The sequence below is a fragment of the Buttiauxella sp. AC142 genome (genome assembly GCF_979253435.1).
This window is the reverse complement of record NZ_CEEDCH010000004.1, coordinates 92,946-111,538: the sequence shown is the minus strand read 5'-3', so window position 1 is coordinate 111,538 and position 18,593 is coordinate 92,946. Positions and strand designations below refer to the sequence as shown.

Here is an 18,593-nt window from a genome sequence, read left to right as displayed (position 1 = left end):
TTCACCTATCCAGCAATAAATTTATTTTTAGGCGAGCTGGAGTTAAAGAATGCGAATACATTTTATCGCCCATGAATATTTTGAAGCCCCAAGTGCTTATGAATAATGGGCAAAAGCCAAAGGGCACAATATCACTTTTACTCAGCTATATAAGGGTGAATGTCTTGTGACCTAATTGATTTTCTCATTGTAATGGGTGGGCAGCAAAGTCCTTCAACTACACCAGCCGAGAGTCATTATTTTGACTCAGTGGGTGAACAACGCGTTATTCGCGATGCTATTAATATGCTATTAATAAAGGTAAAGTCGTAATAGGGGTATACTTGGGGTCGCAATTGATAGGTGAGGCATTAGGTGCACATCATCAACAAAGTCCGCAAAAAGAAATTGGCAAATTCCCGATAGTCCTTACCCCTGCCGGGGAAACTCATCCTTTATTTTCCCATTTTGGATCGCTAGTTGAGGTTGGGCATTGGCATAACGATATGCTAGGGTTAACAGATCAGGCACAAATTATCGCTTATTCCGAAGGCTGCCCGCGGCAGATTGTTGCTTATTCTGACCGGGTTTATGGTTTTCAATGTCATATGGAATTAACGATGGAAGTGGCCGCTATGCTAATTGAGAATTCAACAGCAGATCTGAACATCGCATCTCAGTATCCCTTCGTGGAAACGGCTGAGCAATTACGCCTGCATGATTTTCAAGATATGAATGACAGACTATTTTCATTTCTGAATAAACTTGAAGAGCATTATAAAACTCAATTGCGGATGAAATAATCAAGAATACGACCTTCTTTGCTATTAGGAATTTGCATCTCTTTTCTAAATTACTCATTTCCCCGTTGAGCAATTATTCGACGAGTCAACCGCCTGTTCCGATTGAGGGTTTACCTCGGTCTTTTCCGAATTAGCTTCAAAAAGCAGTTCAGCAATTTCAACTCCGGGTTGTAGATCGGAAACCGACCCATAATGATGCTGCCGAATCCTTCCTTTATGGTCTATCAATATCAATGAAGGCGTCCCTTGAATGGCATAGCGACCCATTATTCTCAGGTTCGGGAGTTTCTATACTAATAGCAAAGGGAATGCGGTATTCATGAATAAGCACTTCCAGGGCTTCTTTTATCATTACCTGATGGTGTTCAAACTGATCACTGCGACACGTGAAGAGTCAAACATCTGATAAACGCGAGTAGCCAAGACACAGTAGGGTAGAGCATTTGAAAGGCTTCAATGACGATGATTTTGCCGCGTAAGCACTCAAGAGAAAGCAGTTCTGGCGTATTAAACCAGTGAGTGATCTCCCATGAAGGGGCCTGTGGGGGGGGGTTGAGTCATGATGTTTTCCCCTTTTGTAAGGTTGTAATTCTGGAATTAGGCGGGTTGCCAGTTTTGGTGTCAGTGGTGTTCTCTGGGAACTCTGGCAGACTGCTCTTCTGAATTCACTATTGACACGTGACAATGGCATCATTAACCTAATCCATATACTCATCAACGGTAATTCAGCGTGAGGCGAGCTGGTCAGGTTAGTCAGTCACTTCAGGTTGCAAAACGCAAGCAGGCCTGGTGAAGGATCTGATCAATAAAAGGATAGATAGGATGGTAATGTTTCCGATATCAGGTTATGCCCTGAATAGTCTTCACGATAATCACGTTGATGTGATTGCGATCCAATCTCAGATTGTCTATGGCAGCGTGGGGAACAGTATTGCAGTTCCTGCCTTGCACCGACATGGCCTCAATGTCCTTGCCATTCCGACCTGGTTATTGAGTAACACGCCGCATTTTGATACCTGCTACGGCGGGCAAATCCCCGACGAATGGTTTAATGGCTATTTGCGGGGAATAACTGATCGGGGACTGAATACTCGCGTCCGTTCGATAATCTTAGGGTATATAAATTCTGAGCATAAAGCGGTTACGGCGGCGGAGTGGATAAAACAAATGCGTAAAACCAGTCCCGATATCATGGTGATAGTTGACCCGGTGATGGGGGATAGTGATACAGGGCTTTATGTGGATAGCTCTATGCCCTCCAGCTATCGCAACCTTCTTGCGCCGCAGGCGACAGGGCTTACACCGAATGTATTTGAGCTTGCCACATTTTGTGGCGTCAGCGGTTTTTCCAATGAAGCTGAAATAGTCCAGGCCGCACGAACCTTGCTCAACGATATTACCCGCTGGGTTGTGGTAACAAGCGCAATTCTTGACCATGAATCTTCAACGCTAAGAACCCTTTGTGTGACAGAAACCCAGTCGCATTGCATTGAACACGCTTGGTATCCGGATGCACCAAAGGGGACGGGCGATCTCTTTACTGCGGAGTTTACCGCTTGGCTGCTTCATGGATTATCCGTTTTTGATGCGGCGGAAAGAGGATGTCGTTATACAGAACAGAGCGTAAGCCGAGCATCTAATGCAAGGTTGGGTGAACTAAGAATAGTGTTCTAAAAGGGAGATCCTGAGATGAAAAAGCACCGTCTTATAATACAAAAACACGGTAAACTCACTGGTACGGTAGAAGGTGAGGGAGAGGATGGAAAACAGCTGCTTGAGCTTATTGATTATTTGCTCCCAAAGCATGAAGGCTATGTCACTCAAAAATACGTTTCACGTGGGGAGAGACGAATACTGGAGAGCACACCTGAAGGTATGCGTCTGCTAATAAGCGAAACCCTCTATGAGTGAACATGTAGTGATGCGATGGACGTCCCTTCCTAAAGTACCAGTGCCATACTTTTAGAATGGTACTTACTCCGGGAGCATCACATGAACACGATCAGAGTTGTTGGTATCGATATCGCTAAATCCGTTTTTCAGGTCTGCGTATGGATGGCCGATGGTTCCGTTGCCTGGAACAAAAAAGTATCGCGACAAAAACTGCTCGATACTGTACGCCAGTTTCCTCCTTCTACTTTAATTGCGATGGAAGCCTGCTCCACTTCCCATTTCTGGGGGCGAACCCTGCAATCATATGGGTTATGAAGTGCGACTGATCCCGGCACAACATGTGAAAGCGTTTGTTCGCCATCAGAAGAATGATGCCAACGATGCTCTGGCTATCTGCGAAACCGCATGTCGCCCGGAACTCCATTTCGTCTCTGTTAAATCTACGGAATAACAGGATATCAAAGCCCTGTGAAGCGCCCGTCAGCTTATGGTTGAACAGAGAACCGCGCTGGCTAACCAGCTTCGTTCTCTGCTCGCAGAATATGGCATCGTAATTCCGGTCGGGATCCATGATTTTCTCACCGGAAATACGTGTATTTTCTTCAGCCTGGTCAACCAGATAGAGCATCTTATCATACTGAAAAGTCAGTGATTTAGAGAGTGTTCGCAGTTCCTGCCAGGCAAAAATATCATCCAGTTCAGACTGTGATTCATCGACTGGACAGTGGAGGTTTTTAGGGTATTGAGGTGCTTTAGCAAAGCGTCGGTTAAAGTCCTGAATAAAGGTTTCAAGCCAGGCATTTGCTTCTTCAATACCAGTAATGTTCTCGAGCCGCATTTCCTTTATTAGACGGTCCTGAAGTGTCTTGTTAGCACGCTCAATGCGGCCTTTAGCCTGAGAACTGTTGGCACATATGAGGTCAATATTGAGGTCACGAAGGACACGGCCAAACTGGGTGGTACCGGTGCGGCGGGTTTCTGCCTGGCTGACACGGAAAACAGCATGTTTGTCACTGTAGAAAGCGACAGGTTTTCCATGTTTATCAAGATAGTCACGCGTGGCCAGCATGTAATTGAAGGCAGATTCTGTTTCGCAGAAGCGCAGGTGCATAAGTCGGCCGGTGGCGTCATCCATGTAAACCAGAAGACAGCATTTTGATGCACGGCCTTCAAACCAGTCGTGGTGAGAGCCATCAATCTGAACAAGCTCACCAAGGAACGGGGTTGATAGACCCGGGGTTTACGCCGCGAGTGCGGAACCCAGAGACCATCAGCTGTCATCCATTTTCTGAGCGTTTCCACTGAGACGCGAATATTATGGCGTTCGCTGAGCTTTTATGCGGCTAGTGTTGGTCCAAAGTCGCTGTATTTTTCACGTAGCAGCGCCATGATCCGCAAGCGAAGTGAATCATCCAGTCGATTAGCGCCTGATTTTCCTCGTCTGGCGTGAGTCAAACCATCTGCACCAGAAACACGAAAGCGGTTCATTAGTCGCTGCACCTGACGTTCAGTCAGTTGAAGTTGAGAGGCGGCATCACGGCGGCGTAAGCGTTTCTCGACAACGGCCTGGATAACCGGAAGTCTGCAAAGTTCTTTTCCTGACATAGTCACCAACATCACTGAAAGTCCCCCAGGAAGATCGGCTGGGTTGCAGATCCAGGGTGACATTATAAACTAGCGGAAAAGGGAGTGCGGACGTTTTCCTGGACCTTCAGGAGATAATACATGCATTCATATGAGGACCGGATTCGGGCTGTTGAACTCTATTATCGGTATGGTAAAAAAGCCTCTGTGGTTGTCAGAGAATTGGGGTATCCGTCCATTAAACAGCTCGGTCGCTGGGTTCGAATTTATGAAAAAACTGGCAACTTACCGAGAGAACTAAAATCGAGACAACGATACTCACATGCACAGAAAATTGCTGCTGTTGAGCATTACCTGACGCATGGTGGTTGTCTGGCGTTCACCCGGCGAGCCAAAGGCTATCCCAGCAATGAGTTGCTTAAACGCTGGATTGAAGAGCTTTATCCAAACCGGCGTCCTCTGGTCGTTCGCTCAAATACGAACAAATGCTTCACTCCGGATGAAAGATCTCAGGCTGTCCGTGATCTCTGCAACCGGCGTGGAACTCCTGGACAGGTACATATGCTGGTATAACGAGAAGCGAATCAAGATCTCATTAGGTGCGATGAGTCCGGTGAAGTATCGGCAGCATCTGGGGATTACAACATAACCAGTCCAACAAAACATCCGCATCTCCAGATACGACACTAACGCTTTGCCCTGACAACTTAGGTGCGCATAATCTATCTTATGTTAAATAACCTATTGATTTATAAATAATATCACAAAACACTCACCTGAGCCCAACTCCCCTTTCCTCTTCTCAAGCCGCACATCTTACGATAGATACAAAATAAAACTTCGGGGAACCCTTCTCTCTTAATTTTCGCACCACATTGGACATACAGCCAATTCTGTCCAGCGAGATTAATAACAAAGGAGACTTGTTAACAGGTCTTTTAGTTGGTACTCTTAAAGACCTGTTAAACAGTCTTTAAGAGCACCCCATGCCAAACATCATTTTGAGTGATACAAGCGCCAGCGTCAGTGAATTGAAAAAAAACCCGATGGCAACCGTCAGTGCCGGTGACGGTTATCCGGTGGCGATCCTGAACCGCAACCAACCCGCTTTCTATTGTGTTCCCGCTGAACTGTACGAAAAAATGCTCGATGCCCTGGATGATCAGGAACTGGTGAAACTGGTAACCGAACGCAGCAACCAGTCGCTGCTCGATATAGACCTGGACAGCTATCTATGAGCTATGTGGTCAAATTCAGGGAAGATGCGCTGAAAGAATGGCAGAAACTGGATAAGGCTATTCAACAACAGTTTGCAAAGAAACTGAAAAAATGTTGTGAAAACCCACATAATCCTTCTGCCAAGTTGCGGGGGATAAAAGAAAGCTACAAAATCAAATTACGTGCGTCTGGCTTTCGCCTGGTCTATCAGGTAATTGACGACCAATTAATTATCGCTGTTGTTGCCGTAGGTAAGCGTGAAAGAAGTGAGGTTTATAATCTGGCAAGCGAAAGAATGAGGTAAATAATGTTGCCGCCAGCCTTGGACACATAGGCAATTCTGTCCAACGGCTATGATGCAAAAAACCACGCTAAGAGGTTAGTTCATTGTTTATATTGAGATTGTTAGGTACTGCGTTTGCAGCCACTTCAGTCGTCATGGGGGGGAGGTACAATGGAACGCAACACCAAGTAGATTGATGGCATAAAGTTCCTTCAATTCCGATCTGCCCTCCCGCTTTCATTTTCTGCTGCAGATCACTTTTGTTGCCATTCCTTTACAACAGCTTCCCAATCGACAGTTCTCTCGACCAATTTCCCATCCGTATACTTTCTTGTCCAAACATCCCAGAAGTCAGGGTCATCAGAATGAGGTTGCTGCTCTTTCGTCAAATTTTTCATTTTAACCAGGACAGGAAGTTCAGATGCCCAGCCCATCAGTATTGCATGTTGGGATGGTAATGAAGGTAGTTCACGGAGTAATCCTCGCAAATTATCAGGTACCATTTTATGAACTTGCTCCTGATCTTTGTCGTTACTAATTTTATGCAAAAGAAAAGTATTACATTGAGACAAAACCGTAGGTGATAATTGTAAGCACACCCGTTTTAGTTCCACACACTTTTTGAGATTTCCGGGTTGCCAGCCATCCAGCTGCGGAATTTGGCCCGTTATGCCGGAATGGCTTCGGTGAAATATATTTCAAGAATGCCTGATGAGCGGCGACTGGCCGTGCTTACTGCGTTTGTGAAAGCGCAGGAAATTTCGGCGCTTGACGAGGCCGTGGATGTGCTGGATATGCTTATTCTGGATATCACTCGTTCTGCGAAAAATATTGGGCAGAAAAAGCGGCTCAGGACCCTGAAAGATCTTGATCGTGCCGCGCTATTGCTGGCACGGGCATGCTCGTTATTACTTGATGAGAACACCGATGAAGCAGTTCTGCGGCAGGCTATTTTTCGCCGCATACCAAAGGACAAACTAGCTGAATCCGTCGGTAAGGTAAATGAGCTGGCGCGCCCGCAGGATACTCACTTTCAGGATGAAATGGTGGAACAATATGGACGGGTGAAGCGCTTTCTGTCCGCGATGTTGCGTGACTTACACTTTCAGACGGCCCCGGCCGGGGAGCACACGTTGTCAGCAATCCATTATTTCACTGATAAATTAGAGTGAGAGTTGCTGTAGCATTCGCTGAACCCACCGAGATTTGACTGGTAGTTTGATAATATTGTGCAGTAAAAGGGACAGTTTCCGGCCCACCAACGGAAGTTTTTAACAACAGTCTATTATTTAACTTAAGAGGTGAATTATTATAAAGTATTTGTATTCCAATGCCCGTAGCAACATCTGGATTACCTGCATTGGTTAATTGCAATACACCATCAGCACTAGTATTCGTGTTTTGTGTGCCGGACATCATTACATTTACCCTAGCACCAGAGTCACAATTTAAACCTAAATCAAAATTTTTAGCTTTCGCTGTTGCGCCAATGTGATTTAATTCAGTTGCAGATAAATCATCTAATGTCACTTGTATATTAGGCGTGGTTACTTGACAAGCGACAGTTGTTACCTGTCCACTCATATTTAACCTAAGTAATTCTCCAAAATTTGCCAGAGAAAAAACAGCTTGCTTCGAACCTATATCTCCACTGCTCGTAGGGGCTGTTTTTATCAATTGAATCGTATATCCATTGCCCCAGTTTGACCATGACCATACAAGGTTTGCTCGGGTTTCTACATATGATGATTGAGCATTCCCAGCAGTACCATAATAAAAACCTGAAGTTCCAGCCTGAATTTTAATGCCCACGCCAGGTACGTCGGTCATATAGGTATTAGCAAAGCCATTCACCTCTACGGCGCCAATGAGTAACCATGTAGCCGTATCCCCAGCCTGACAATTTGTGAACGAGGCTGACGCGTCCTTCCCTGAGGGGACCCATGTGTTTAGTAGAACTGAACCGACCGGGGCATCTCTTTGAACAACAGCATTCCCTAAACTAATCGTTTGCGTTGATGGACTAACCGGTGAAGGGTACCAGTTACAAGCGAAAGCGCTGGTATTAGATAGCAGAAAAAAAATAATTATTGTATTGAAAATTAATTTTGATGCCTTCATTTATATTCTCTGCTTATAGTTGCTGCTAATTGATAAATAAATCCTTTTTAAACCTAGCATTATTGGTCCGACATGCTTACCTAATTCACAGGCAGGTCTCTAATCTCAGAAAATTAGCAAGATGAATCTGTCCAGCGTCACCGATGCTGCAATCTTGTGAATTTTTTTGTCAATTTGTTGGAGTTTATGACGGCAACTCATATTGGTGACGTCTATTTCAACATGGTATGATGACTCATCGGCATTTTCATAGAGTCTCTCACAATACTCAACGTGTTTTTGAGTGTAATTTTACACTGTGATATTTATTATATTAATGATAACCACTCACCCTATGCAGCCATTATTAACTCAATTAAAGCCTGTATTGCTAGCCCCCAAAGCGGCCGAAAATATCCGTTCTTAGCCAATTTCAGCTAAATAGCTGCGCGGAATAGTAGATCACTGAAGGGAACTCAGCCCGGATTGTGCGATCTGATCAATCGCCAAATCAAAACAAATCACCAACCGGACTGAGCAATGCCGATCATAGCACCCATTCCTCGCGACGAGCGACGCCTGATGCAGAAAGCTATCCATAAAACGCGCGATAAAAATCATGCCCGCAGACTCACCGCCATACTGATGTTGCAGCGGGGAGACCGTGTCAGCGATGTCGCCAGAACGCTCTGTTGCGCCCGTTCATCCGTTGGACGCTGGATTAACTGGTTTACGTTGTCGGGTGTTGAAGGCCTGACATCCTTACCCGCAGGGCGCTCCCGTCGCTGGCCTTTTGAGCACATCTGTACCTTATTACGGGAACTGATAAAGCACTCTCCCGCTGATTTTGGCTATCAGCGTTCACGCTGGAGCACCGAACTTCTGGCAATAAAAATCAATGAGATAACCGGGTGCCGGTTACACGCCGGAACCGTCCGTCGCTGGCTGCCATCAGCGGGGCTTGTGTGGCGTAGAGCCGCGCCTACATTGCGCATCCGTGACCCGCATAAAAATGAAAAGATGGCGGCAATCCGCAAAGCACTGGACGAATGCAGCGCAGAGCATCCGGTATTTTATGAAGATGAAGTGGATATCCATCTTGGGGTCAGTTTGGATATCGAAAATTATTGTACTTTAAGGTGGTTTTTTGTACCTCTGAGCTGTGGTAGAGCTTGACCACTTTGACAGGCAGCTTTGAGCGAACAGCGGAAGTTGGCCACTGTTCTAACCACTGATTATGGCCTTACTAAACTTGCCAGTTTAAAAATTCAGTCATTTTGCGAATAAGCGACGTCTGACATTCTGAATCGCAACGGATAATCTAGACACTTCCGAGCCGTTGATAATACTGGTTTTCATATTCTGTCGGTGACATCTGATCGCTAGACCATGCCGACGCTTACTGTTATAAAACATTTCGATGTAATCAAAAATATCACTGCGGGCTTCTTCCCGCGTTCCGTAGATCTTTTTCTTTATCCGTTCGCGTTTCAACAACTGGAAAAAGCTTTCTGCAACCGCATTATCATGGCAGTTACCGCGATGGCTCATGCTGCCCTCCAGGCCGTGTGATTTCAGGAAAGACTGCCACTCATGGCTTGTGTATTCTTTATCCAGGCGTAAAGGCTGTGGGTGGTGATATCGAGACGTGTTGCAACGCTGGCAACAGAATAACCGTGATCAACAACCTGTTTGACTGCTTCAATTTTAAACTCTTCGGGATAACGCTTACCGCTCATGGGCACCTCTCTTTAAACCATCTTAAATGACTCTGAGGTGTCTGTTAAACCCGTTGCGATTCAAATAATTCTAATTAACTTTTTCACTGCATGACTCCATTCATCAAAAATATGAAAGTTATTATATTAAAAATTTGTTATCACCCCCTGCTCCGGATTAGGGGCCTCATAGCTACGGACCGTCATACTTCCGCAGCCGCTGTGATCGTTCCTGCTCCAGCGCTTTCTGATGCTGTACCGCGCGCTCCTGCTGCCGGTGCGCTTCTATCGCGTTCAGCCTCTCGACAACCGGTTCAGCTGCTCGCTCAAACCCGTGACGCGCTCGCTCAGCGCCGCGTTTTCCCGTTGCATAAGACCAGACATCGTCCGCCATTCCACGAAGGCGTTCTCCCACTCGTTCAGCCTTTTCGAGTAGTCCTGCTGTAGCTACTCTAATGCGCTCAGCAACTGTTTTTCCAGCTCCGTCATGTGCTATTTCCCCGCCAGTATTTCCGGCACCCTTCAGTCCTGTATGGCGGCGGGTGAAAACTTTACAGGCGACAATGACCCGCCAGCAACCGGTCCAGGTCGTCATTAAAATCCGCAGGCGTGACCTGACGAATGTTCCCCCTCTCTCTCCGGCCACACCTTCATCACACAGGAGGGGGCACTGAGCCACGGCACGCCCAGTGAATCACCGATGAAACATTTTCCGCGCATAATCCGCAGGAAACTGCGCACCGGCGGCAAATATCAGCAGCGCCGCCGGTTTCGGCTGATGAATTATACCGCAATATAACCACTAACCAAATGTTATATAAGGCATTACAGGGACACGATTTATGCCGCGACGCGGCATGGAGGCGCCAGCCGGAGTCACCTGTTTCACTGCTGCTGAACGGCGCCGGTTGCGCGGCGTAGCCGCCCTGCTTTGATAGTTTCCACCAATCCAGCCCCTCGCCCTGACCAACCAGACCCACTGGCCGCGAAGAAGAATCTTGTTTGTGCCGTCGGAGTGGTCCGGGCTTTGCCCGGGCGTATCTCCGCGTTAGCGGCGTGAGGCGCTTACGGGCATGTAAGCAATACCAAAAGCGATACTACTTACAGCCACGAAGAAGCTAGTTACAACATTCATCATTAAAAGCGACATCATCCCGGGCTTCGCCTGGGGCGGCGGCGCTTTTCAGTGGTGGGTCGGAGTGAGATGTGACAAATGTCGGGTTTTGACGTTGAGTATATCTATGTGTGTTGTAACTAAAGTTTATTGTGAATACGGGGCCCGCCATTTATGGTGGGAGCTATATCTGCCCTTTCTGAGCGACGTGGCCATAAGGCCACTGTAAGCGAAGGCATTATCCCCACTGTTCACCGATTTTTCACAGACAACAGGTTGTTTGCCTGGTCGTTTCAGGGCAAAGGAAAAAGAAGGGGGTGTAAGACTATTTTGCAGCTTTCATTTTATGGGGTTCGAGGGCCAATGATGTAAAAAACCACGTTAACAATATATCTTATTGTTTTATAGGTAAATAACATGATTCCTCATAAGTTTCTTACGCAAGGTGTATAGGCCATAGAACGGAAATTGACATTATTGGTTGAGTGCGCCCCACGCGGCGTATTTTACACCAGGTATGAGCTGAATAGACCTGACAGTTACATGGAGCGGTATAAGACTCGCTACGCAGTAAACGGGCTTTCATCTTCCGGTGCAGGACTTTCATCATTATCATGGACCGGGCATTTCGCCGGTGGGATTTATGATGCCAAAATTTATGTCCAGTGGATTGATGACAGTAGATCGCCTTCTCATTAAAATAGCGCAGATATTTTATTTTACAGCGAACGATTAAATGTACTCAGCCGATGTTGTGAAGAATGAATTTTATACCACTGCCACACGTTCCGGCCTGGAAGCGAGTGAAGTCGCCGTACTGAAAAAATCTATACCGGGAGCATTTGATTTACGAAAACTCAAGAAAAATGAAACCATGCGCCTTGTCGTGGGGAAAAAATCAGGAAAATCGCGAGTCGTCGCTTATACACTTTCAACCGGTAAGAAAAAATTTGTTGGGTACCGCGTTTCTGATAACAATTTTTATCTGCTGTCTGACAGTGCTCAGTTCGCCAGTTTAACTTATCCTAAACCGCCCTCTGCTCGTATTAGCTCCTCTTTTAGCCCTGCCCGGGTAAATCCCGTTTCGGGTAAAACCAGCCCCCATAACGGCATTGATTATTCTATGCCTATGAACACTAAAATCGTCAGTGTCATTAGCGGCACCGTAACGAAAGCTGAATACAACAAGACGATGGGGTATTACGTTGAGGTTACCGGGAATACCGGGGTAAAAACACGCTACCTCCATCTCAATAAAATTCTTGTCAAAAAAGATCAAGCTGTGGGTCAGGGTTCCAGCATCGCATTATCCGGAAACAGTGGCCGTTCTTCCGGCCCCCACTTGCATTATGAACTGCTGATGAATGATAAACCGATTGATTCTTTAGCCTACCAACCTCAACTGAGGCTGGGAAAACTAGAGCAACATGTCTATGCCCATGTTCAACAATATGAGCAATATCTGGATTAATTGACGCGTGAATAGCGAATAATACAGGGAACGAGGCTGAAACCTTCGTTCCCTGTATATGCCCCCACTACGCTTTGTGTCGACGTAACCAGATTAATTTATAGGCTGCCGGGATAATAAACATCGACAACAGCGGGGCTGTGATCATCCCACCAATCATGGGTGCCGCAATGCGACTCATGACTTCAGAACCCGCACCAGTGCCCCACAGTATGGGTAGCAACCCAGCAATAATGACCGCGACTGTCATCGCTTTAGGTCGGACACGTAGTACCGCCCCGTGATAAAGCGCCTCATCGAGCCCAGTTGCCGTGAATGTATCCGGGTGAGTCAGCTTAGGATCTTCCTCAATGGCATGACGTAAATACATCAGCATCACAACGCCAAACTCGGCCGCCACCCCTGCCAGAGCGATAAACCCTGTTCCTGTTGCAACGGACATATGGAAGCCCTGCCAGTAAAGGAACCAGATCCCGCCAATCAGTGCAAATGGCAGACTCATCAGTATCAGCAACGCCTCATCGAATCGTCTGAACGCCAGGTACAATAAAACGAAGATAATCATGATGGTCATCGGAACCATCAACTTCAGTTTCTTGTTTGCATGCTCCAGTAATTCGAACTGACCTGAGAACGAGACGCTGGTACCGGGCTTCAGTTTGACTTTTTCACTGATGGCCTTTTTGAGGTCATTCACCACGGAAACCATGTCGCGCCCGCGCGCGTCGATATAAATCCAGCTTGCAGGTCGAGCGTTCTCTGTTTTCAGCATGGTTGGGCCAGAGATAATCTTCACGTTTGCCACATCGCCCAGGGTAATTTGCTGCTTCATCGGAGTCAGTATGGGTAGCTGTCTGAGTGCATCCGGGCCGTCGCGGTAGCCTTGAGGGTAGCGGATATTTATCGGATACCGGGCAACGCCTTCCACGGTTTCACCTATCGTTGCCCCACCAATGGCGGAGGAAACGAACAACTGAACGTCACCGACCGTCATACCATAACGGGCTGCTTTCTCCCTGTTGATATTCACATCGATATACCGTCCGCCCTCCAGACGCTCCGCCAGTGCCGAGAACACGCCTGGAACCGTTTTGGCGACTTCTTCAATACTCTGTGCAGTAGCATCGATATCAGCCAGCACAGTGCCTGATACTTTGATGCCAATGGGACTTTTAATGCCGGTGGACAACATATCAATGCGGTTGCGGATAGGTGGAACCCAGAGGTTGGCGAGCCCTGGTAAGCGAACTGTCGTATCGAGCTCATCAATGATTTTGTCCAGCGTCATTCCCGGACGCCACTGATCCTGGGGTTTCAACTGAATGGTGGTTTCCACCATTTCCAACGGTGCCGAGTCTGTTGCGGTTTCTGCTTTACCCGTTTTCCCGAATACAGACGCCACTTCAGGGACTGTTTTGATCAGTTTATCCGTCTTTTGCAGCATAGCTGCGGCTTCGGCAGGTGAAATACCGGGAAGCGTTGAGGGCATATACAGCAAATCGCCTTCGTTAATATTCGGTAGAAACTCGCCCCCGACCTTACTCAACGGCCATATCACGGTAAAGATGGACAGGGCAGCCACAACCAGCGTTAATTTTGGCCATTTAAGAACTTTAAGCAGCAACGGGTGGTACATTTTTATCAGGAAGCGGTTCAGTGGGTTGCTCGTTTCGGCCGGGATTTTTCCTCTGATCCAAAAACCCATCAGAATAGGAATAACCATTATCGCCAGCGCCGCAGATCCCGCCATGGCATAGGTTTTAGTAAACGCCAGTGGTCCAAACAGGCGACCTTCCTGCCCCTCAAGGGTAAAGATAGGAATGAAGGACAGCGTGATGATAAGCAGGCTGATAAACAGAGCCGGGCCAACTTCCACCGAGGCGTCAGTGATCACTGTCCAGCGCGTTTCGTTATTTATCTGTTCACCAGGGTGACGATGTTCCCATTCTTCAAGCCGCTTGTGCGCGTTTTCTATCATAACAATGGCGGCGTCCACCATCGCCCCCACGGCGATAGCAATGCCTCCCAGCGACATAATATTGGCATTCATCCCCTGGAAGTGCATGACGATGAATGCAATACACAACCCAAGCGGAAGTGAAATGATGGCAACCAGTGCAGAACGCAGGTGCCAGAGGAACAGAGCGCAGACCACCGCGACCACAATAAATTCTTCAAGAAGTTTGTGGCTAAGGTTTTCGATTGACCGGTCAATAAGCTGGCTGCGATCATAGGTTGTCACCACTGACACACCTTCCGGCAGGCTGCTTTTCAGGCTTTCAAGTTTATCCTTGACCGCAGAAATCACTTCTCGCGCATTCTTACCTGAACGCAGAATAACCACCCCACCCGCCACTTCGCCTTCACCATTGAGCTCTGCAATCCCACGGCGCATTTCGGGCCCAATTTGAACGCGGGCGACATCTTTCAGGTAGACAGGTACACCGTTCGCTCCCGCTTTGAGAACGATATTGTTGAAGTCATCAAGTGATTGCAGATAGCCGCTGGCTCGCACCATATATTCAGCTTCAGCCATTTCGACAGAAGAGCCGCCTGCTTCCTGGTTTGAAGATCCCAGCGCTTGCTTTACGTCAGACAGACTGACGCCGTACTGGGCCAGCTTCATCGGGTTAATCTGGATCTGGTACTGTTTTACTACCCCACCAACAGAAGCCACTTCCGCGACATTGGGAATGGTTTTCAGCTCGTATTTCAGGAACCAGTCCTGGAGCGAGCGTAATTCCGCAAGGTCATGCTTGCCGCTGTGGTCGACTAACGCATATTCGAAGATCCAGCCCACACCTGTCGCATCCGGGCCTATTTCGCTACTGACGCCTTCAGGCAACTTAACCTGATTCAGGTATTCCATGACGCGTGAACGGGCCCAGTACAGATCGGTACCATCTTCGAAAATAACGTACACATAGGAATCACCAAACTGAGAAAATCCACGCACCGTTTTAGCACCAGGTACGGAAAGCATGGTGGTTGTCAGTGGGTAAGTGACCTGGTTTTCAACGAGCTGTGGTGCCTGCCCCGGATAGCTGGTTTTAATAATGACCTGCACATCAGAGAGGTCAGGTAAAGCATCAACTGGCGTATTGATGATAGTCCAGGTGCCCCAGACGCTCAGGAACAGGGCGGCCATCATCACCAGAAAACGGTTAGCGACGGAGCGCCGGATAATCCATTCAATCATCGTTTTCTCCTCAGTGGCCTGCATGCTCGTTTGCTGGCGGGTTCGTCATCTCGGGTACCATCGACGCCGGTTTATCTGTATGACGCATACGATCTAACGCACCGGTAATGTTCGCTTCCGAGTCAATCAGGAAAAGGCCATTGACGACCACGGACTCACCTTCAGCCAGACCCGAACCGATCCCTGTCTGGTCTTTTGACTCATGCAGTACGTGGATTTTTTTAGGCACGAACCGACCCTCACCATCAACGGTAATGACACGCTGTTCATTACCGGTATCAATAACGGCCTGAGAAGGGATGAGCAACATTTCCTGGCTTTGTGTGTTGAGCTTCAGGTAGGCATTCATGCCGGGTTTGAGTAACTCTTCTTTATTATCGACCTGTAGTCGAACCTGGAGGGTTCGGGTGGTTTGATCGAGGCTGGGAAGCGTAATCCATTTCTCGATGGTGAATGTTTTGCCCGGGTAGGCAGGTACAGAAACGTCAAACTGAGAGGAATCCTTCAGCAGATAAGCGATAGATTCGGGTACCGCAGCACTGATCCACACCGGGTCCATCCCCTGAATCTGGGCCACAACTTTGTCTTTTGAAATATTCATACCGGTTCTGAGATCAAATGCAGTGATGACACCATCAATCGGCGCTTTAATAGTGAAGCGAGTCTGAATGTTCCGTGTGTTGCGCAAGCGCTGAATGTCCTCGTCAGACATACCAGCAAGGCGAAGACGTTCAAGCACGCCTTTTATTTGCACCGCTGAGCCACCTGTGCCAGACAGCAAAAGGTACTCGCTCTGTGCCTCTACCCATTCAGGAATAGTGATATCAACCAGGGGAGCGCCCTTTTTCACGTTATCACCAATGGTCAGCGGGTAGACTTTTTCGATAAACCCCTCTGAACGGGCCTGAACAATGACAAACTGATAGTCGTTAAAACTGACATTGGCCGGAATAGTTTGCGAATAGGTCAGGCGTCCGGTGCGGGCTTTTTCTGTCTTAAGCCCCAGATTCTGGACCTGGGTCGGATCAATACGGATACCCTGGCTATTGTCGCTCCCACCCTCATCGGCATATTTCGGCACCAGATCCATATCCATGAACGGTGACTTACCGGGCTTGTCGAATTTAGTATCGGGTTTCATCGGGTCATACCAGAACAGCACTTTACGTTCTGTTGATTGCGTTTCTGCTTTCTTCTCAGAAACCAAATAATGATAAACACCGACGGATATCACTCCTCCAATGATAAGACTGCTGATAATCATTGCAGTATATTTCAATTTTAAAGCACCCATATCTATTCCTGATGAGGCATTATAAAAAACAGTTTATATATCCGGAGGAGCCTTTTAAAAACGATAAACCAGTCGCCCATAAATCATGCCTGGCTGAAAAATAAAGACTCGTCAGGCGTTAATCAGGACTGGTTGGTTTTAATGTCCTGAAGCATGGAGATGTTTCCTTGCTGCACAAAACTGAAGTCCACCTGACTGCCGACTTTCAGAGAAGTGATGCTGGAGTTCAGTGTCACAAAGGTGAAGCGCATGCTCATGGCGGGCCAGCCAACAGCGGGGATGGCCTCATGGGCAATGGTGATTTTTTTATTTGTCAGATCAATCTCTTTTACTACCCCTTTGCTGTTAATAACTTGCTGTTGTACAGGTGCCTCAGAAGCCATTTTCATCTCTCCCATATCGGCATGCTTCATTTCACTCGCCTGAGCGCCTGAAGCCATAACAACAGAGAAGAGTGCAAATAAAGCGATTTTTGCTGAATGATTCATTTTAATTACTCCTGAGTTTTGTATATTAAAAACTTACGCTGCCCATCCACCACCCAGTGCGGTGAACAGATTAATTTCATTGACTTGCTGTGAATATTTCAAATCCAGAATGGATTGTTGAGTCGAAAATAATGCTCTCTCAGCATCGATAACTTCGATATAGCTCACTGCACCGCTGGAATATAAGCCTCGGGCTCGCTGTAGTGTTATCTGAAGCGAGTCAAGATAACGAAGCTGTGCAGTTATTTGCTTGCTGATGGTTTCACGTAATGCAAGCGCATCAGCAACCTCCTTAAAAGCAGTCTGAATTTTTTGCTCATAACTGACGACTGATTGCTGCTGGCGAACTTCCGCCAGTGTCAGGTTGGCTTTATTGCGGCCTGCATTAAAGATGGGTATTTCAATTTTAGGCATAAAATTCCACACGCCGGTGCCTGCGCTAAACAGACTCGACAGATCCGAACTGCTGCCTGAAATCCCTCCGGTTAATGAAACGGAGGGGAAGAACGCGGCGCGGGCAGCGCCAATATTGGCATCCGCTGCTTTCAGCGCATGTTCGGCTTCCATAATGTCCGGTCTTTGCAGCAGGATGTCAGAAGACAAATTTGCCGGGAGCTTTACCGGATTAATGTCCATTTGCGCGACATGTTTATCATCAGGCAGTTCGTTATATTTACCGACCACCAACTGAAGCGCATTGTTCGCCTGCGCAAGCTCACCTTCTCTTTTAGCAATGTCGGCACGTGTGCTTTCAATCAGCCCTCGCGCTTGTTCCAGCGCCAGTACGTTAGTACTGCCGGTGATGAGTTGCTGTTCAACAAAGGCATAAGATTGTTGATAGTTTTTCAGCGTTTCTCGGGCAATATTCAGCTGTTCGTAAGCCAGCCGCTGGTTGAAATAGCTCTGTGAAACATTGGAAACGAGCAGAATATGCACCGCACGTTGCGCCTCTTCACTGGCAAAGAATTTCTGGCGGTCAGCCTCGCTAAGGTTCTTCATCTTACCAAAGAAATCCAGCTCAAAGCTGAGATCGAGCCCGGCGTTATATTCCCGGGTCGTGGCATTCTCACCGTTTAACGCCCCGCTGTAGCTGGCCGCTAAAGAGGTATTCAACTGCGGATATCGGTCCGCATCGGTGACGTTATACTGCGCTCTGGCTTCCTGGACTTTCAGGGCTGCCATTCTGAGGTCCCGGTTGTTTTGTAATGCATCTTCAATCAATAATTTTGCCTGAGGATCGGCAAAAAATGTTCTCCAGCCTGTATCCTGGTAACCTGCTGTTACCGGAACCAGTGAGTTTCTGGAGAGCGAGAATTGCTGTGGAACCGGGGATTCAGGACGCTGGTAGTCAGGCTCAAGCGAAGTACATCCTGCCAGAATGAACAATGTTGTGAGTGTTAATTGTTTGAATTTGAACATGTCGCTGTGTGTCCGGCAGAGTGTGTGAAG

Annotated in this window: 12 protein-coding genes and 9 pseudogenes; 11 read left to right on the top strand and 10 right to left on the bottom strand. The window is 47.4% G+C overall.

Annotated elements, in window-relative coordinates; genetic code table 11:
- The first annotated feature begins 49 nt into the window (after positions 1–49).
- The 4 genes and pseudogenes from AC0IWZ_RS24125 to AC0IWZ_RS24110 all read left to right on the top strand — a co-directional run.
- Positions 50–782: pseudogene (locus AC0IWZ_RS24125) on the top strand (glutamine amidotransferase-related protein).
- A 789-nt stretch (positions 783–1,571) separates the two neighbouring features.
- On the top strand, positions 1,572–2,456 hold the full coding sequence (locus tag AC0IWZ_RS24120) for a PfkB family carbohydrate kinase (RefSeq protein ID WP_471679150.1): 885 nt from the start codon (positions 1,572–1,574) through the stop codon (positions 2,454–2,456).
- A 15-nt stretch (positions 2,457–2,471) separates the two neighbouring features.
- The gene (locus AC0IWZ_RS24115) at positions 2,472–2,693 is read left to right on the top strand and encodes a cytoplasmic protein (protein ID WP_471679149.1); all 222 of its coding nucleotides are present in this window, start codon (positions 2,472–2,474) and stop codon (positions 2,691–2,693) included.
- An 81-nt stretch (positions 2,694–2,774) separates the two neighbouring features.
- A pseudogene (locus AC0IWZ_RS24110) lies at positions 2,775–3,240 on the top strand (IS110 family RNA-guided transposase); the annotation flags it as partial.
- Here the strand turns inward: AC0IWZ_RS24110 and AC0IWZ_RS24105 are convergent.
- Positions 3,235–4,280 (bottom strand): annotated as a pseudogene (locus AC0IWZ_RS24105) (ISNCY family transposase); the annotation flags it as partial. The pseudogenes AC0IWZ_RS24110 and AC0IWZ_RS24105 sit on opposite strands and share 6 nt — an antisense overlap.
- A gap of 120 nt (positions 4,281–4,400) precedes the next feature.
- Here AC0IWZ_RS24105 and AC0IWZ_RS24100 point away from each other — a divergent pair.
- The 4 genes and pseudogenes from AC0IWZ_RS24100 to AC0IWZ_RS24085 form a co-directional block, all read left to right on the top strand.
- A pseudogene (locus AC0IWZ_RS24100) lies at positions 4,401–4,817 on the top strand (transposase); the annotation flags it as partial.
- Positions 4,807–4,908: pseudogene (locus AC0IWZ_RS24095) on the top strand (IS3 family transposase); the annotation flags it as partial. The pseudogenes AC0IWZ_RS24100 and AC0IWZ_RS24095, both read left to right, overlap by 11 nt.
- Positions 4,909–5,245: 337 nt before the next feature.
- Positions 5,246–5,497, top strand: coding sequence for a type II toxin-antitoxin system Phd/YefM family antitoxin (locus AC0IWZ_RS24090; RefSeq protein WP_471679148.1), 252 nt, complete (start codon positions 5,246–5,248; stop codon positions 5,495–5,497).
- Positions 5,494–5,781, top strand: a complete 288-nt coding sequence (locus tag AC0IWZ_RS24085; RefSeq protein WP_471679147.1) for a type II toxin-antitoxin system RelE family toxin — start codon at positions 5,494–5,496, stop codon at positions 5,779–5,781. The genes AC0IWZ_RS24090 and AC0IWZ_RS24085 overlap by 4 nt, the downstream gene beginning before the upstream one ends.
- Before the next feature lie 233 nt (positions 5,782–6,014).
- Here AC0IWZ_RS24085 and AC0IWZ_RS24080 read toward each other — a convergent pair whose 3' ends face one another.
- Positions 6,015–6,263 (bottom strand): hypothetical protein, encoded by a 249-nt coding sequence (locus AC0IWZ_RS24080; RefSeq protein ID WP_471679146.1) that lies wholly within the window; start codon positions 6,261–6,263, stop codon positions 6,015–6,017.
- Positions 6,264–6,389: 126 nt separating this feature from the next.
- Here AC0IWZ_RS24080 and AC0IWZ_RS24075 point away from each other — a divergent pair.
- Positions 6,390–6,920, top strand: a pseudogene (locus AC0IWZ_RS24075) (Tn3 family transposase); the annotation flags it as partial.
- Here AC0IWZ_RS24075 and AC0IWZ_RS24070 read toward each other — a convergent pair.
- Positions 6,913–7,881 carry a fimbrial protein gene (locus AC0IWZ_RS24070; protein ID WP_471679145.1) on the bottom strand — a complete coding sequence of 323 codons (969 nt, stop codon included), beginning with the start codon at positions 7,879–7,881 and terminating at the stop codon, positions 6,913–6,915. The pseudogene AC0IWZ_RS24075 and the gene AC0IWZ_RS24070 overlap by 8 nt on opposite strands.
- Before the next feature lie 519 nt (positions 7,882–8,400).
- Between AC0IWZ_RS24070 and AC0IWZ_RS24065 the strand changes: the two are divergent.
- Positions 8,401–8,961, top strand: a pseudogene (locus AC0IWZ_RS24065) (IS630 family transposase); the annotation flags it as partial.
- Positions 8,962–9,181: 220 nt separating this feature from the next.
- Here the strand turns inward: AC0IWZ_RS24065 and AC0IWZ_RS24060 are convergent.
- The 3 genes and pseudogenes from AC0IWZ_RS24060 to AC0IWZ_RS24050 all read right to left on the bottom strand — a co-directional run.
- Positions 9,182–9,468, bottom strand: a pseudogene (locus AC0IWZ_RS24060) (IS3 family transposase); the annotation flags it as partial.
- Positions 9,435–9,599, bottom strand: a complete 165-nt coding sequence (locus AC0IWZ_RS24055; protein ID WP_471679144.1) for a transposase — start codon at positions 9,597–9,599, stop codon at positions 9,435–9,437. The gene AC0IWZ_RS24055 and the pseudogene AC0IWZ_RS24060, both read right to left, overlap by 34 nt.
- A 172-nt stretch (positions 9,600–9,771) precedes the next feature.
- A pseudogene (locus AC0IWZ_RS24050) lies at positions 9,772–10,089 on the bottom strand (plasmid mobilization relaxase MbeA); the annotation flags it as partial.
- Positions 10,090–11,428: 1,339 nt separating this feature from the next.
- Between AC0IWZ_RS24050 and AC0IWZ_RS24045 the strand changes: the two are divergent.
- Positions 11,429–12,163 (top strand): peptidoglycan DD-metalloendopeptidase family protein, encoded by a 735-nt coding sequence (locus tag AC0IWZ_RS24045; protein WP_259152794.1) that lies wholly within the window; start codon positions 11,429–11,431, stop codon positions 12,161–12,163.
- Positions 12,164–12,230: 67 nt separating this feature from the next.
- On the opposite strand, the gene AC0IWZ_RS24040 is transcribed toward AC0IWZ_RS24045, so the two are convergent.
- From AC0IWZ_RS24040 to AC0IWZ_RS24025, 4 genes are all read right to left on the bottom strand, one after another.
- On the bottom strand, positions 12,231–15,362 hold the full coding sequence (locus AC0IWZ_RS24040; protein WP_259152793.1) for a CusA/CzcA family heavy metal efflux RND transporter: 3,132 nt from the start codon (positions 15,360–15,362) through the stop codon (positions 12,231–12,233).
- A gap of 10 nt (positions 15,363–15,372) precedes the next feature.
- On the bottom strand, positions 15,373–16,656 hold the full coding sequence (locus tag AC0IWZ_RS24035) for an efflux RND transporter periplasmic adaptor subunit (RefSeq protein WP_259152792.1): 1,284 nt from the start codon (positions 16,654–16,656) through the stop codon (positions 15,373–15,375).
- 122 nt (positions 16,657–16,778) lie between these two features.
- On the bottom strand, positions 16,779–17,144 hold the full coding sequence (cusF, locus tag AC0IWZ_RS24030; protein ID WP_259152791.1) for a cation efflux system protein CusF: 366 nt from the start codon (positions 17,142–17,144) through the stop codon (positions 16,779–16,781).
- A gap of 33 nt (positions 17,145–17,177) precedes the next feature.
- The gene (locus AC0IWZ_RS24025) at positions 17,178–18,563 is read right to left on the bottom strand and encodes a Cu(I)/Ag(I) efflux RND transporter outer membrane protein (protein WP_259152790.1); all 1,386 of its coding nucleotides are present in this window, start codon (positions 18,561–18,563) and stop codon (positions 17,178–17,180) included.
- Positions 18,564–18,593: the final 30 nt, after the last annotated feature.